The sequence below is a fragment of the Paenibacillus pasadenensis genome, from assembly GCF_023715725.1.
GTDB classification, from domain to species: Bacteria; Bacillota; Bacilli; order Paenibacillales; family Paenibacillaceae; genus Paenibacillus_O; species Paenibacillus_O pasadenensis_A.
This window is the reverse complement of record NZ_JAMBOT010000005.1, coordinates 35688-51418: the sequence shown is the minus strand read 5'-3', so window position 1 is coordinate 51418 and position 15731 is coordinate 35688. Positions and strand designations below refer to the sequence as shown.

15 protein-coding genes and 1 pseudogene are annotated in these 15731 nt (G+C 55.4%); 11 read left to right on the top strand and 5 right to left on the bottom strand.

What is annotated here, in order from left to right:
* Position 1 precedes the first annotated feature (1 nt).
* The 5 genes and pseudogenes from M3223_RS13890 (at position 2) to M3223_RS13875 (ending at position 3375) form a co-directional block, all read left to right on the top strand.
* A complete protein-coding gene (locus M3223_RS13890) occupies positions 2–652 on the top strand; it encodes a fumarylacetoacetate hydrolase family protein (RefSeq protein ID WP_251562427.1) in 651 nt (216 codons plus the stop codon).
* Between the two features lie 136 nt (positions 653–788).
* A complete protein-coding gene (locus tag M3223_RS13885) occupies positions 789–1379 on the top strand; it encodes a ribonuclease H-like YkuK family protein (protein WP_251562425.1) in 591 nt (196 codons plus the stop codon).
* Between the two features lie 178 nt (positions 1380–1557).
* Positions 1558–2718 (top strand): YhgE/Pip domain-containing protein, encoded by a 1161-nt coding sequence (locus M3223_RS13880; RefSeq protein WP_251562423.1) that lies wholly within the window; start codon positions 1558–1560, stop codon positions 2716–2718.
* Between the two features lie 45 nt (positions 2719–2763).
* Positions 2764–2880: pseudogene (locus M3223_RS24530) on the top strand (TetR family transcriptional regulator); the annotation flags it as partial.
* Between the two features lie 126 nt (positions 2881–3006).
* A complete protein-coding gene (locus M3223_RS13875) occupies positions 3007–3375 on the top strand; it encodes a hypothetical protein (protein WP_251562421.1) in 369 nt (122 codons plus the stop codon).
* 81 nt (positions 3376–3456) lie between these two features.
* On the opposite strand, the gene M3223_RS13870 is transcribed toward M3223_RS13875, so the two are convergent.
* Entirely contained in the window at positions 3457–3927 is a 471-nt protein-coding gene (locus tag M3223_RS13870) for a Dps family protein (protein WP_251562419.1), read from the bottom strand.
* 202 nt (positions 3928–4129) lie between these two features.
* On the opposite strand from M3223_RS13870, the gene M3223_RS13865 reads away from it, so the two are divergent.
* A complete protein-coding gene (locus M3223_RS13865; RefSeq protein WP_251562416.1) occupies positions 4130–6358 on the top strand; it encodes a methyl-accepting chemotaxis protein in 2229 nt (742 codons plus the stop codon).
* 242 nt (positions 6359–6600) lie between these two features.
* On the opposite strand, the gene M3223_RS13860 is transcribed toward M3223_RS13865, so the two are convergent.
* On the bottom strand, positions 6601–7005 hold the full coding sequence (locus M3223_RS13860; protein WP_251562414.1) for a secondary thiamine-phosphate synthase enzyme YjbQ: 405 nt from the start codon (positions 7003–7005) through the stop codon (positions 6601–6603).
* Positions 7006–7141: 136 nt separating this feature from the next.
* On the opposite strand from M3223_RS13860, the gene galU reads away from it, so the two are divergent.
* From galU to htpG, 4 genes are all read left to right on the top strand, one after another.
* Positions 7142–8062 (top strand): UTP--glucose-1-phosphate uridylyltransferase GalU, encoded by a 921-nt coding sequence (gene galU / locus M3223_RS13855; RefSeq protein ID WP_285891284.1) that lies wholly within the window; start codon positions 7142–7144, stop codon positions 8060–8062.
* A gap of 242 nt (positions 8063–8304) precedes the next feature.
* Positions 8305–9759, top strand: a complete 1455-nt coding sequence (locus M3223_RS13850; RefSeq protein WP_251562409.1) for an FxLYD domain-containing protein — start codon at positions 8305–8307, stop codon at positions 9757–9759.
* A gap of 33 nt (positions 9760–9792) precedes the next feature.
* The gene (locus M3223_RS13845) at positions 9793–10950 is read left to right on the top strand and encodes a S1C family serine protease (RefSeq protein WP_251562407.1); all 1158 of its coding nucleotides are present in this window, start codon (positions 9793–9795) and stop codon (positions 10948–10950) included.
* A 195-nt stretch (positions 10951–11145) separates the two neighbouring features.
* Positions 11146–13023, top strand: coding sequence for a molecular chaperone HtpG (gene htpG / locus M3223_RS13840; protein ID WP_251562405.1), 1878 nt, complete (start codon positions 11146–11148; stop codon positions 13021–13023).
* A gap of 105 nt (positions 13024–13128) precedes the next feature.
* Here the strand turns inward: htpG and M3223_RS13835 are convergent, their stop codons facing one another.
* On the bottom strand, positions 13129–13506 hold the full coding sequence (locus M3223_RS13835; RefSeq protein WP_251562403.1) for a hypothetical protein: 378 nt from the start codon (positions 13504–13506) through the stop codon (positions 13129–13131).
* A 10-nt stretch (positions 13507–13516) separates the two neighbouring features.
* Positions 13517–13783 (bottom strand): hypothetical protein, encoded by a 267-nt coding sequence (locus M3223_RS24525; protein WP_353057699.1) that lies wholly within the window; start codon positions 13781–13783, stop codon positions 13517–13519.
* Between M3223_RS24525 and M3223_RS13830 the strand changes: the two genes are divergently transcribed.
* The gene (locus M3223_RS13830; RefSeq protein ID WP_251562401.1) at positions 13665–14018 is read left to right on the top strand and encodes a hypothetical protein; all 354 of its coding nucleotides are present in this window, start codon (positions 13665–13667) and stop codon (positions 14016–14018) included. The genes M3223_RS24525 and M3223_RS13830 overlap by 119 nt on opposite strands.
* 807 nt (positions 14019–14825) lie before the next feature.
* Here the strand turns inward: M3223_RS13830 and M3223_RS13825 are convergent.
* Entirely contained in the window at positions 14826–15440 is a 615-nt protein-coding gene (locus tag M3223_RS13825; RefSeq protein ID WP_251562398.1) for a superoxide dismutase, read from the bottom strand.
* Between the last annotated feature and the right edge of the window lie 291 nt (positions 15441–15731).

Sequence of the window (15731 nt, the reverse complement as noted above, 5' to 3'; positions counted from 1 at the left end):
GATGACCAACGATTACACCGATCATTCTGCGATCCGCAACATTTACTGCATTGGACGCAATTACCGCCTGCATGCGCTGGAGCTGGGCAACGAGGTGCCGAAGTCGCCGATGGTATTTACAAAGCCGACCCATGCGCTCGTTCCGATGGACGGCCGCGAGGTGGAGCTTCCCGGGGATCAGGGAGAGATCCATTTTGAGCTGGAAATCGTGCTCCGTGCGGGGCGCGACTGGGAGCCGGGCATCGCGGCGGACGAGCTGTTTGATGCGATGGCGCTTGGATTGGACCTGACGCTGCGCGACGTGCAGAGCAAGCTTAAGGAAAAAGGCCATCCGTGGCTTGCCGCTAAAGGTTTTCTCGGCTCCTCGCCGCTCGGGCCGTGGCTGCCCTTCCCGGGACTCGCCGGACTGGCAAAAGCGGATTTCTCGCTGCTGCGAGGAGGGGATACCGCTCAGCTCGGCAATGCCTCCGATATGATTTTTCCGCCGGATGTGCTTGCCGAGCATATCGGCTCGCGTTACGGGCTGCGCCGCGGCGATATCATCTACACCGGTACGCCGGCCGGCGTTGCAGCTCTGCTGGACGGAGAGAGTCTGACCGCGCTGTGGAACGGAGAAGCGGCGGGCTCGCTTAGCATACGCCTTCGTTCTTAGCCCAGATTCTTTTAGCTGAAAATGCCTCTGCAACCGGCTCTTTGTCCTGCGCGGACCGAGGGCTGGTTCTTAGGCATGGCCGCCGCCGCATAGTCTTGTAAAAGGAACAAGAGGCTGCGAAGGCGGTGAGGCAGAGGTGACGAAATACAAGCGGAAGCCGGAAGCCCATGACCGGGCCAACCGGCTGAAATTCCACAACGTCAAGGAACAGCATATGTCGGTGGACGAGGTCGCTGAGCGCCTGCTGCGGTTTGTGGCGGAAGACCCGCGGGCGAGCTATCATTTTGCAATCGGTACGGACTGCCAGGTGCATCCCAATCATACCAAGTTCATCACCGGGCTGGTGCTGCATCGGATCGGCCGCGGAGCATGGGCTTGTTACCGACCTTATGTGCTGGGCCGCGAGCTGGATTCCATTCACGAAAAGCTTGCCTTTGAGACGACGCTTTCTCAGGAAATGGCCGCTTATTTGGAGGAGCTGTCCGTTGTCCGCCGGATGGAGGAGCTGCTGCTTCCTCATGTTTATCAGGGAGCGGAGCTGTGCACCTTTATCGATATCGATGCGGGAACCGAACCTTGCGTCAGTCCTACGGCGCTGTATGTTCAAGAGATGGTGGCGCGTATTCAAACGATTGGCAGCTACGTTGCGCGCGTCAAACCGGAGGCGTATGTCGCCTCCAGTTATGCTAACCGCTTTACCAAACGTCCGGCTCGACTTGTCATGTAAACAACATGGCAAGTCAAAAGCCCTTCCCGAAGCGTTCGGGAAGGGTTTTTTGCGTTGCAGAGCCAGGCTCGGAGAAATGCCAATATAAAGAATCGCTTGACACCTAAGATAAATTCGGATAGATTTAAACAATCATTTAAAACACTTGTTTAATTTAGTCCTAAAGGGAGAGATCAGAGTGAGTCAAGCAATCATAATGTTTTTGAAAAGACCGACTACAATAGCCGGGTTCGCGGTAGCCCTTATGATGCAAATTATTTTTTCGGTATTGTGGATGACGGGATACGACGGCGTCGGGGGAAGAGCCAGTGAGCTCGGCATTGCTGTCGTCAGCGATGACCGCCAGGCTGGGGATGCCGCAGCAGAGCAGATTACCAGCACATTGCCATTTCAAATGTCGCGGGTAAAGACTCTTGACGATGCCAAAAATATGCTTGATGAACGTAAAGTCCATTTGGTCGTTTATTTCCCGGCTGACTTCACGGCCAAGGCCGCGGCGGCAAAAGAGGGAACAGCGATTCAATATTGGATCAACGAATCGAACCCGATGAATATTAAAAGCATTATGTCCGGAGTGATTCAGCAAATTACGCAAAGCGTTAACAGTCAAACGACAGCGACAGGCATAAGCGCCGTGCTGGAAGGGCAAGGAATGGACAAAACGGCAGCTGCTGCCGCAGCGGGACAGCTGTCCGTCCGTGTCCACGCCGAGACAAACTCGATGCACGCCGTGCCCAATTTAAAAGATCAGATGGTGCCGATGATGATCGTGCTTTCGTCTTGGGTCGGAGCGATGATCATGGCGCAAAATTTCAACACATCATCGATGGCGATGGGAGCATCCGTCGGCAAGTGGAAAAAGTTTGGCGCCCAGCTTATCGTTACAATCGGTGCGGGAGTGGTCATCTCGCTGCTGAGCGCTACGCTGCTGTCCTTGCTCGGCGACAAGATGGAGAGCGGCTTTCTAGCCTTCTGGCTGTTTGAATTGCTGATGCTGGTTACGTTTATGCTGACCGCTCAAATGTTCATTTATTTGCTGGGCACGACCGGCATGTTCTTGAATGTCCTGTTCATGTCGCTGCAGCTGGTAAGCTCGGGAACGACCGTGCCGCGCGAGCTGCTGCCAACCTTTTTCCACGATATCGGGGCGTTCCTGCCGGCAACTTATTCGGTTCAAGGCATTATGAACCTGCTGTTTGGCGGACCTTCCGCTGGTCAAGATATTCTTATTCTGGCGCTAATGGCGGCGGCCGCGCTTATTATCAGCATCGCATCTGTCGGCTTGAAGAAAAGCCGGACCGTACCTAATGCGGTTGCGGCCAACGCCGTGCAGCGCTAAGCTAAAGACAGGACAGAATTTTCGGTTAAGAAAGGGTGGGAAGGGATCGAAAAGGCGGAGGAAAAGGACGTAAGAGCCCGAATACTGCGTGCGGCCAAGAGCCTGTTTGCTTCCCAGGGCTTCGATAAAACGACGGTAAGGCAAATTTGCGAGAAGGCAGATGCGAATATCGCGCTCGTATCGTATCATTTTGGCGGAAAAGACGGCGTGTTCAACGCGCTTTTTGACACATACTTTCCGCTAGATACGATCAGGAAGATATCTCCTGTGCTCAGGCCGGACATACACTTGTGTATGTTCATCCGGGAAATGGAGCTGTTCCGCTTTAAGGATCTGGAGCTCGGCGCGATTTTAAAGCAGGAAGTTGTGTTTCCATCCCCGCGCAAGGAAGTGATCCAAAGCCGCCGAAACATAACGTGGGGCGTTTTGGACCAGCTGCTCGAGCTTGGGCGGAACGAGGGCTATTTTCACTTCCGGTCGCTGGACCGGACAAAAGCGTTTATCATTGGCACATTGCTCTCCGTTCCGGGTCTGGCAGGGCTGCAGCAGACACCTGAGATGGAGCTGGACGAGCAGGAGCAAGAACTGATTATTGAAGATTTGCAGGTGTATATTTTCGGCGCGTTGCGCTGTCCGCTTCCTGAGAATATGCACTGAGTTTTGGAACAAAATCAGGCCGTACCGGCTTTCTCCCGCAACAAGCGGGCGTTAGCCGGTACGGCCTTTATCTTATTCAGCTTATTCGGCTGCAAATGCATCCAGCATCCAGATATGCTTTTCCAGCCCTTCTGCGATCCCAATCAGCATGTCGGCGGTCGCCGCGTCGCCAGCCTCCTCAATCGCTGGAATGGCTTCCTTCAGCTCCTTGGTCATCGTCCGGTAGTCGGCAGCGACAGACCGTACCATATCCAGGGCGTTTTCACGGCCGGTTCCTTCGCTAAGCGTCGAAGCGGTCAGGTAGTCCCGCATCGTGGACAGCGGGCGGCCTCCAACGGCCAGCACGCGCTCCGCCAGCTCGTCCGTCCGCAGTGCGGCTTCTTCGTAGAGCTCCTGGAATTTCTCGTGCAGAGTGAAGAAGTGAGGGCCTTTTACGAGCCAATGGAACTGATGCAGCTTGACGTACAGCACGCTCCAGTTCGCCAGTTGGACGTTGAGCGAGGAGGAAATATCCGCAACGGAAGAGTTTACGTTAACAGCAGCTTGAGTCATGAAGAACAGCTCCTTTTGTTCTAGATTATTATTTTTATTAAATTAAAATTATTATAAATAAGAACGAATGTCAAGCAGTCTTTTCACTTTCGGATGAAATATTTAGAACATTCGGATAGTGCCCTCCTGCAAATCAGTCCGCCCGCCGATAACGATAGCATTCAAATATATAAATACAGAGAGAACCGAGGGGGAGAGAGCGATGTTTGACTGGCTTGGTTTTCGTACGGGACTGCCGTTGTGGGTTTCCTGCCGCTTGAATCGGAACCGGATCGGGGACGTCAAAGAGATATTTGAGGGCATTGCGGCTACGCGAGCGGCGCTGCTGCAGGATTGGGCCGCCGAATATTGGGGGCATATGGGCAGGCTGCGCCAGCGGCTGGAGCAGGAAGCCGGGGAACGATCTATAGCTGAATTCGCGGCGAGCGAAGCGGGAGCCCATTTTCAATTGGAGGAAGCGTACCGGCGGGCCGTTCATTTCACGGAGCTGTTTTTTGTTGACGGAGACGGAGCAGTGACCGCAACAACGTACGCTCCTCATCTGGGCCAAGGATATGAGCTTGAGAGCAGGGGCGGATTAGAGCTTGGACTGTCGCATGCCAGCAGCAGCGGGGGACGCTGTTTGTATGGCCCGTTTCGGGATGAGATTACGCTGGCGGCCGGTCCGCGAACGTCTAGTTTTCACGACCGTGTCACGCTGATGTTTATTGAACCGTTTTTCAAGGATGGAAAGTGGTTAGGGGCGCTGTGCGGACGGGTGCCGGGGGATGTGCTTGGCGATCTCATTCAACGGGAGTCCGGCCATGTATATCCGGATTCGGGGGATAATTATCTGTTCATGGCCAAGCCGGAGCTGGACCTCTCCATTGAGCCTGGAGTTGCGCTTTCGCGCAGCCGCTTTGAGGACCGCACGTTTACGCATGGCGATAACTTGAAGGATGGCGTCCGCACCGACTACGGCATCGTTAAAGTTGAGGAGCATACGGAGCTTGAGCTGAAGTTCACCGATCCGTCCACGGGAGAGCTGCATCCGGGCGTTGCCAATACAATTCGCAGCGGCTCCAATCTGTTTGTAGAGTTTCCGGGTTATTCGGATTACCGCCACATTCCCGTCATTGGAAAAGGAGTTACGTTCCGTCTGCCGCATCATCCTGATCTGTGGGGAATGATGTGTGAGGGTGACTTGGAGGAAGTGTACCGGATTCGCGGAATCGATTGGCAAACCCGCCGCAGCACGATGCTGTCGCTGTTCGTAAGCGTGCCGCTGTTTGCGCTGCTGATGCTGGCATTGGTGCTTATGGAAAGCAGCGCAGCTGTCGTTGGAGCCGTCGCGGTAGGTGCTTATACGGCGCTTGGCATCGTTGTGCCGATGTTGTCCCGGCGGCGCATCACAAGGCGTACGGCGGAGCGTCTGGGAGCTGTTACCCGTTTCATTCGGTTGAATGCCGAGGGCGGAGGAGATTTGACGCAGCGGCTGCGGGTTGAGGATTACGGACAGGATGAGACGAGAGAGCTCGCCAAATGGATCAACAATATGATCGACTCCTTAGAGGGAATCATGCTGCGAGTCCGCTTGGCATCGGGAGACGTCAGGCTGAGCCAGGGGGAGCTAAGCGTGAAGGCGGTGGAGCTGGCTTCCAATACGGAGCGTGTCGGAGAAGCAATGGGCCAGATGATAGCCGGAACGGCCAGCCAGCTGAAGGATATTGAAGGCGCAAAGGCGTCTGCTTTTGAAATGCGGCAGCAGCTGCAGGAGCTGGAGGAGCAGGCGAACCGCGAAATCGGCGTTGCCCGCAGCGAGGTCGAGCGGATCGGCGAGGCGATGCACGATATTTCCCGCAGCATGGAGCAATCGGGGCAGAAGATCGGCGGTCTGGTCGGGGCGGTGAACCAGGTGCGCGAGGTGCTTGGCGCTATTGAGCAGATTTCGTCCCAAACGCATTTGCTGGCGCTAAACGCATCCATTGAAGCGGCGCGCGCAGGCGAGAGCGGACGCGGCTTTGCGGTTGTCGCAGGGGAGATTCGCAAGCTGTCGGAGCTGACCCGCCAATCGACGGAAAGCGTACGGAACATCATTGCTCAAATTTATGAGGAAATGGAACGGACGACGGCCTCGATGGAGGAAGGCGGCCAGGCGGTTGAATCCGGGCGTCTGCTTGTTGAGGCGGCCAGCGGCATGCTCATGGCAGCGGCAGCGGGTGACGGCCGCAAGCAGGAGGTAGCGGGCGAGGTAGCCCGGCTGATGGAGCGGATTGCGGAGGTCAGCCTGCTTAACCGCGAGACGAGCGCCAAGGCGGAGCTGCACATGCAGGAGCTGCAGCGGGAAATGGCCCGCGTGAAAGCGACCGCCGGGGAGGCGGAGGCGATTACGGGGCTGCTGGAAGGAATGGTCGCCCAGTTCCGGTTGACGGAATCGCGGAGGAGCGGCTGAACCGGCAGGCGCTGCGGCAAAGCGCCGAAAAGTGGGATATAAGGGCGTTAAACGCCCTTAAGGAAGGCTCAAAGCGCTGAAAAATGGGATAGGGGCGGTTCAACGCCCTTATCCCATTTCCATCTTGTGAGCTGAAAATCACCGAGGCTGCTCTCCTTCGTAATTGCAGTCCCCTCAGCGCCGGATCGCCAATTTTTGCACAGCAAGCACATCTGCAAATGGTTACCGCAAAGCGGCGTCGGCTAATCGTCGCTTCTCAGCCGGATCCGGAACTCGCGGGAGCGCGGGCCGTCAAACTCGCAGAAGTACACTCCCTGCCAACGGCCCAGAGCCAGCCTCCCGCCCTCAATCGGAATCGTTTGGCTGACACCGGTCGTCAGCGCTTTAAGATGCGCGGCGGTATTGCCCTCGGCATGGCGGTAGCGCGGGTGCTCCCACGGGTATACCTCATCCAAGCGCAGCAGAATATCGTGCTTGACGTCCGGGTCGGCATTTTCCTGAATGGTAATTCCCGCAGTGGTGTGAGGACAGTAAATGAGCGCCTCTCCGTTTACCATTCCAGCGGCCTGGATATGGGACTGGATCCGGCGGGTAATGTCGATCATTTCGTCTCTTTTGGAAGTGCGAAGCGTTTCGGTAACCAACATGACAATCACTCCTTAGCCATATAACTGTTAAAGCGGTCTTGTAAGCATAACGCGATGTGGCGCTGTCGTTCAAGAATTGGTACACTATATGGAATGAGGATCTCGTTCTCTATCCCGCCTGACGGGTACAGTGCTAATGACGAATGACTTTATATCTTTAAGGAGTGGTCCAATCTTGACGCATATTCGTAAAGCGATTATTCCCGCCGGCGGTCTCGGCACCAGGTTTTTGCCCGCGACGAAGGCGCAGCCGAAGGAAATGATGCCGCTGATCGACAAGCCGGCCATTCAATACATTGTGGAAGAAGCGGTTGCTTCCGGCATCGAAAGCATTATGATCGTCAGCGGCCGCAATAAACGCGCCATCGAGGATCATTTTGACAAATCGGTCGAGCTGGAGGCCGAGCTGGAGGACCGCGGCAACGAGGAAATGCTGGAGCTGGTGCGCGGCATTTCCCGGATGGCGGATATCGTTTATGTGCGCCAGCGCGAGCCGCTTGGGCTGGGGCATGCCGTATTGTGCGCGCGCAGCTTTATCGGCAGCGAGCCGTTTGCTGTTTTGCTGGGCGACGATATTTTGCGTTCCAAACAGCCGTGCTTGGGCGAAATGATGAAGTATTACCAGGAAACAGGCTCATCGGTCATATCGGTTATGGAGGTTCCGTGGGATCAGACCCATAAGTACGGGATCGCTGATCTGGAAGGCGACGGATTGTTCCCGCGCATTCGCAATCTTGTGGAGAAGCCTGCACAGGGAGAGGCCCCTTCCAATTGGGCGGTCGTCGGCCGTTATGTGCTTGATCCTGCGGTGTTCCGCCTGCTGGAAAGAGCCGAGCCGGGCAAAGGCGGAGAGATCCAGCTGACGGACAGTCTGCAAAAGCTCAACTCCGTTCTGCCCATGCATGCTTACAAGTTCCAAGGACGTCGTCACGATGTCGGCGACAAGCTGGGCTTTGTCCAGGCGACGATTGACATGGCTCTGGAGCGCGAGGATCTTGCCGACGCGGTGCGCGAATACATGCGTGGCAAGCTGACTGCCGTTCCAGCTGCAACCTGACGGGCGAGAATTGAATGTACAGAAGCCATCCAGATGATTGAAGCGTCTGGGTGGCTTTTTCCTTTGGTTTAATGTAAGGGATTGGAAAAGGGTTTTTCTTGGGCTCAAGCTGTGCTTGAGGTACAATTGTTATAGAGTTAGTAAAGAATATCGGAAACGCGAGACGCCTATCGGCGTAAACAGGAAACATCTGCTGCTGCAAAAAAGGAGCGGCGTTTACCAATAGCGGAGGCATGACATTCATGAGCAGGGATTCAGAACATAAACCAATTGGGACGATAAGAACTCCCTGCCCGTACTGCGGTTTCAAGACGCTGGACGATGAAGCGAGCTTTTGCAGCCGCTGCGGCAAACCGCTGCATACGGCGGCATTGCTTGTGCGCAGACGCGAGCGCGCGGAGTGGCTGGAGCAGATTCAGGAGCTCGGCACACCGGGTGAAGCCCGTCCTACGCCAAATGCAGGAGAGCTGCTGCATCGCATGAAAGCGGACGAACATGCAGATATGGCCGAGAACGGGAACGCGGATTTGACCGAATCCGATTCCGGCAGTCAGCAACAATCCAAGAAGCGTTTCCGTCGCAGAACGATGGCGCCCGCATATGCGGAAGCATCCGTATCGGCGGATGACGCGGATAACCCGGAAAGGGTAAGGCGCCGCCGCAAGTTATGGCTGCCTCCGGCGCTTGCGCTGCTGCTGAGCGTCATTCTCGTGATAGGCGTGTACTGGCAGGACAGCCGCACGAATACTCGCGTGCAGAATTTGCAGAAGCAGGCGGAGCGAATGGCGCTTGACGGCAACTATTCAACGGCAGAAAAGCTGCTGCAAAAAGCGGCAGATCTGCGTCCGAGCAGCACCGGCATAATGCGGGATCTTGACATTGTGGAGCAGGCGGACCGCCTGGACGAACAGGTGAAAGAAGCGGCTGACCAGCTGGAGAGCGGCCAGCTGGAGCAGGCGGAGGGGGCGCTTCGGCAGGCTCAGGCTGCCATTGCAAGCCGCCAGGAGCGCTTATTTGAACCTGTGCGCAGCCGAATTGCTACCGAGGGCGCAAGGCTCGCGGTGAAGCGAATTTCGAAGGAGCTGGAGCAGCTGGACAGCGTGCCGGAGCTGGCGGATAGACTGCAGCGTCTGCGTGGAATTCAGGAAGCAGACGCGGTACAACTGCGCCAGCGGATTCTGGATCTGATCGTCGAAACCGGCGTTGCAAATGCAGAGAAGCTGATTAAAAGCAGGGATTTTTCTGCGGCTCAGAATGCGGTTAACGAAGCTCAGAACCATGCGGGAGCGGTGCAGCCGCTCAAGGACATGACAGAGCGTATTAAAGCTGAACGTGAGGAATTCGAACGAAAAGAGCAGGAAAGGATCGATTCCGCGCTGCAGTATGCCTATAACGAGCAGCTTCAAAACCGTACCGCTGCCGTGCAGATTAACGATGTAACGGTTAGCCGCGACGGCTCGGGTAATATGGTCGTTAGCGGGCAGGTGGAGAGCAAGGCGACTAGGGGAATCCATACCGTCCAACTGGAATACAAGCTGGTGAACGAGGAAGGAACGGTCATCGGGGCGGGCACAGCCCGAACGAAGGATAAAGCAACAATTGAGCCGGGCGGCAAGATGGAGTTCCGGGATGTCCATTCGCCTATAGCCGGCAATGCTTCCGTTTTTATCACAAAGGTTTCCTGGTATGTCGAGTAAGAGGTGCCAGGCGGCGAAACGAGGACATAGATCATGAAATGGAACGAAAAGCTGTCCATTGCCGCTGCGATATGTCTGTTGGCGGCAGGGGGAGCAGCAGCTTTGACGCTGCATCATTATATACCTCAGCGGGCAGGAGCTGAGCCGCTGCTGGCGGTGTCTCCCGACCCGGGAGACGGAGCCGGTACGGCTGGAGCGCTGAAGGAGATTATTTTTAATACTCAAAAAAAGGTCGTCACCATTAAAAGCGACAGCGGTCTCGGCTCCGGTTTTTTGTATAACGATCTGGGTGATGTAATGACAAATGCGCATGTGGTGGCGGGCTCGCGCAAGGTCAAAGTAACGACTTCGGACGCGCGTGAGCTTAGCGGCGAAGTTATCGGCATTAGCACCGATGTAGATGTCGCCGTCGTCCGGGTGCCAGAGCTTGCAGGCGTGCAGCCGCTTAAGATGGAGCGCGGGGGCCGCGTAGAGGTAGGCGATCCCATCATTGCCGTGGGCAGTCCGCTTGGCCTGCAGAGCACAGTGACAACCGGCATTGTCAGCGGTCTTGACCGCCGCTTTCAGATGAAGCCGTATAACTACAGCAATATGATTCAAATTTCGGCTTCTATCGCTCCGGGCAACAGCGGCGGGCCGCTGGTCGATCAAAGGACCGGAGCAGTGCTCGGCATGAATTCGGCAAAGATGCAGGACGGCGAAATCGGCTTCAGCATCCCGATCTCGGATTTGCTGCTGCTTACGGAGCAGTGGTCGCGGAATCCGATGGAGGAACTTCCGGGCGTTGCTGAGCATGGCAATTCGGCCACGGAGGATAAACAGACGATTACGGACTACGCCGGCTACCTTGTCTCTCGTTTTTATGAAAGCTTAAGCAATGGCGATTACGTGTACGCGTACTCCCTGATTGGTTACGTGTGGAAGCAGCAGGACCCTTATGAGGAGTTCCGGAAAGGTTATCTGCCGACCAAAAACGTCGTTATCAAAAGCCTGAACGTGACGAAGGAAAGCGAGCGCAGCGCATCCGTTAAAGCCGTTATCGAGGCGGAGGAGCATGCGCAGGGCGGCGAAACCGTGCAGCGGAACTTTGAAGTCGTGTACAAAGTAGGATACGAAAACGGCGAGCTCAAGCTGATTGACGGCCGGGGCAAGGAACTGGACAGCAAGGGTATTCCTTTGAAAAAGAAATAAACGGTCCAAAGCAAGCAGGCGCCCAGCCTGCTTTTTTCATGACTATTCGGAGTGCTCCCGATAGCCTGTCAGCAGGAGCATTCCCATTGTTCCTTCTTGACAAGAAAAATATGGGCATGGTATATAAACGATGCTGGCACTCGTAGGATGAGAGTGCTAATGGTTCGTTAAATTGAACAAGAGGAGAGATTCGAATTGGAAAAGAAACAGTTTCGAGCGGAGTCGAAACGTCTTCTGGAAATGATGATTAACTCCATTTACACCCAGAAAGAGATTTTTCTGCGTGAGCTGATCAGCAATAGCAGCGACGCCATCGATAAAATCTACTATAAAGCGCTCACTGACGACAGCCTGACCTTTGATCAGGATAACTATTTCATCAAGGTGACTGCGGATAAAGAGGCCCGCACGCTGACTATCGCTGATACGGGCATCGGCATGAGCCAGGAGGATCTTGAAAGCCATCTGGGGACGATTGCCAAGAGCGGATCGCTGGCATTTAAGCAGGAGAACGAAGCGAAGGACGGCCGCGATATCATCGGGCAGTTCGGCGTCGGATTTTACTCCTCGTTTATGGTGGCTGACAGAGTTGTCGTCATTTCGCGTCCATTGGGCAGCGAGACAGCTTGGAAGTGGGAATCCGAAGGAACCGAAGGGTACACGATCGAGCCGGCGGAAAAGGCCGGAATCGGCACAGAGGTCACTCTTTTCATCAAGCCGAATACCGAAGAAGAGAGCTACGACGACTACCTGAACGAATATCGATTGAAGGCGCTCATCAAGAAGTACTCCGATTTCATCCGCTACCCGATCAAGATGGATCTCACGTCCAGCCGTCCCAAGGAAGACGCGGAAGGCGAATTTGAGGAGTTTACGGAAGAACAGCGAGTTAATAGCATGGTGCCGATTTGGCGCAAAAACAAGAGCGAGCTGAAGCCGGAGGACTACGAGAACTTCTACCAGGAAAAACGCTACGGCTTCGACAAACCGCTTAAACATGTGCATATCAGCGCGGACGGCGCGGTTGTGTATCAGGCGATTCTGTACATTCCGGAGACGATCCCGTTCGATTATTACACGAAGGAGTACGAAAAAGGGCTGGAGCTTTACTCCAGCGGCGTGCTCATCATGAACAAATGCGCCGACCTGCTGCCGGACTATTTCAGCTTCGTGAAGGGGATGGTCGATTCTGAAAGCCTGTCGCTCAATATCTCCCGCGAGATGCTGCAGCATGACCGCCAGCTGAAGCTGATTGCCAAAAACATCGAGTCCAAAATCAAGGGCGCGCTGCAATCGATGCTGAAGGACGACCGCGAGAACTACGAGAAGTTTTTCAAAGCGTTCGGCCGCCAGCTGAAGTTTGGCGTATACAGCGATTACGGTTCCCACAAGGAAACGCTGCAGGATCTGCTGCTGTTTACTTCGTCCAAGGACAAAGCGCAGACGACGCTCGCCGAGTATGTGTCCCGTATGCCGGAAGACCAGAAGTATATTTATTATGCCAGCGGCGCGTCCGTAGAGCGTATCGAGAAGCTGCCTCAGGCTGAGCTTGTGCTTGATAAAGGCTATGAGCTGCTCTATTTTACCGACGATATCGACGAGTTCGCGATCCGCATGCTGGGTGCCTATAAGGAAAAGGAATTCCGTTCCGTCGCCAGCGGCGATCTCGGCATCGAGGAAGAGAAAAAGCCGGAGGATGAAGCGGCTGACGAAGAAAATAAAGCGCTGTTCGACGAAATGGCGGGACTGCTGAGCGGTAAAGTAAGCTCTGTCCGCGCTTCACGCCGACTGCGCAAACATCCGGTCTGCTTCGCCACCGAAGGCGATCTGACGATCGAGATGGAAAAAGTGCTGGCGGCTATGCCGGACAGCACGGGCGTGAAGGCGCAGAAAATTCTTGAGCTTAACACAGGCCATGAAGTATTTGCCGCTCTCAAGGACGCTTACGCAAACGACCGCACGAAGCTGGAGCTGTTCACCTCGCTGCTTTACAGCCAGGCGCTGCTCATCGAGGGACTGCCGGTGGAAGATCCGGTTGAGTTCACGAATCAGATTTGCCAGGTAATGGTTTAAGGAAAGTCCGGCCAATGATGCGGGCAGAGAAGATTATTTAGAGCATGGAACAGAAAAGTCCGGCATGCCGTTTGTAAAACGGCTGCCGGACTTTTTTTGGTTCTTTTAGCCGATTAACACGAGCTCAACCGCGATGACATCTCTGCGGTGCACCGGGAAGCTGAGCAGCGAATGCGGGATTTGCCGCCCGTTTAAGCGCAGGATGTATTGCACGCCTTCGCCCATCCGGACGTCGTCGGAAATGTCGTTACGGACTCCGCCTACGGACTGCAGCCCGCTTGGAGTGGCGCGAACAACCCCGGTGAGCTCCAGCGCTTGAGCGATGTTCATTCCGTCGTAAAACGGAATTTGGTAATCGTCCGTTACAAACGGAAACGATTCGCCGCCGTCGATCCGCACCGTTATCGGCGCAGTAGCATGCGGAGCCGATGGCGGCGCGCCGGGCGGGTTCACGGCTTGTGCAGCCGGGGCCGAAGTGTCCACGGCAGAGATGCTAAGCTCCGGGGCAAGGCTGGCCGACGAGTCCGGCCTTGGCGGAGGGAAGGGTCCCGGCCCTGGAGGCCAAGGTCCCGGCCTCGGCGGAGGGAAAGGCCCCGGTCCCGGAGGGAAAGGTCCGGGCCCCGGAGGCCAAGGTCCCGGCCTTGGCGGAGGGAATGGCCCTGGCCCCGGAGGGAAAGGTCCAGGCCCAGGAGGCCAAGGTCCAGGCCCCGGAGGCCAAGGTCCAGGCCCCGGAGGCCAAGGTCCGGGCCCCGGAGGCCAAGGTCCGGGCCCCGGAGGCCAAGGTCCAGGCCCCGGAGGGAAAGGTCCAGGCCCCGGAGGCCAAGGTCCAGGCCCCGGAGGCCAAGGTCCAGGCCCCGGAGGCCAAGGTCCGGGCCCCGGAGGCCAAGGTCCAGGCCCCGGAGGCCAAGGTCCGGGCCCCGGAGGCCAAGGTCCAGGCCCCGGAGGCCAAGGTCCGGGCCCCGGCCAAAAGATTGGCGGAAATAGCCCGCCAATAGGTGGAAACAATGTAGGCGGACGCGGCGGAACCGGCGGCGGCGCAGGCTGAAAGGCGCGTTGTCCTCCGCATCCGCAGTCTGCTCCGGCGTTTGCGTAGCGGTAGTCGTAGGGTGGCTGGTACAGGTAGGATTGGGACATATCGGAACGATGCTCTCCTTTCCATAGGACGCACGAATGGTTTAGTTTATGCGCCCAGTGCCTATCCTCTTGACCAGCCCTCAAAAACTTTTCCAATAAATTTGTTCAAGCTGAAATTTAAGCAGAATGAGTGATGATAGAACTCGATGGAGGAGCTAAGTCCTAAAAAATGTAGTCGCAATGCAGGGACTTTTAGCAGCCTCAAAGGCGCATTAGCTAAGCCGCTTCGGCCCTCGTCCGTCTGCGGAAGTGTAACGCAACTGAGCGGCGTTATTCCGGGATTTTCGCCGATTTTTCAACGCTAACGAAACTAGGAAGTGTTATTTGCGTGTAAATGGGACTTTTTACGGGGGAAAGGGGGAAATAAGACGGCTCAGTTGCGTTACATTGCAAAACGAGCTGAAAAGAATCGAATAAGGCTTCTGAGTTGCGTTAGAGTTTGAGTAATATGTGCGCTTGCGAAAGGAGCCAGTATGGACGGTTAAGTGTGAATCGGGGAAGAAGGAGCGGGCGATTGCGCGGGAAGCAAATGAAACGTTACTTGAAGTAAAAGTGAGAGGTCGAGGCACGGGAGCATATAGAGCGGCAATTGCCTCAAATGCTTCCACCTCGCGGACCAAAAACAAACCCCCGCAAGCAAAAGCCTGCGGGGGTTTTAAATTCAGGAATTACTTCGCAGCCGCTTCGTAGCGCTTGCCAACTTCTTCCCAGTTTACAACGTTCCAGAACGCTTTGATGTAGTCTGGACGTTTGTTTTGGTATTTCAGGTAGTAAGCGTGCTCCCATACGTCCAGGCCGAGCAGAGGCGTTTCGCCTTCGAAGATCGGGCTGTCTTGGTTAGGAAGGCTGTACACTTTCAGCTTGCCTTGTTTGTCAGCTGCCAGGAACGCCCAGCCGCTGCCGAAACGCGTCGTAGCCGCTTTTGCAAAATCCTCTTGGAATTTTGCGAAACCGCCCAGCTCGCTCTCAATTGCATCAGCCAGCTTGCCCGTAGGAGCGCCGCCGCCGCCCGGGCCGATCGTTGCCCAGAACAGGCTGTGGTTAGCGTGTCCGCCGCCATTGTTGCGAACGGCAGTGCGGATGGACTCAGGTACGCTGTTCAGATCGGAGATCAGGTCCTCCAGGGACTTGGAAGCCAGTTCAGGAGCGGACTCCAGAGCGGCGTTAAGGTTCGTGACATACGTGTTGTGGTGACGGTCGTGATGGATTTCCATCGTTTGAGCGTCGATATGAGGCTCCAGTGCGTCGTTAGCATACGGAAGAGCTGGAAGTTCATGTGCCATGATTGAAAAACCTCCTCAATGAAATATGTAGCGGTTCGACAATATTATCCCTCAGGCTTTTGAATAAATCAACTTTTTTGTTTCAAAAGTCCCCTCGAAATAATTAAACTCCCATGCGAAAACCAGGATAAATCAAAAAAAGGCCGACTCCCTTTCTTGAAAAATCTTGTTCGTATGTTGGGGCCGAATTCTAGAATGCCACGAAAAAGAACATTTATTCTACTACCCGGACGTTATAAAGTCCAAACGGACATGTAAGCGTTAGCATTTAAGCGCTTTCAGTAGAATGTA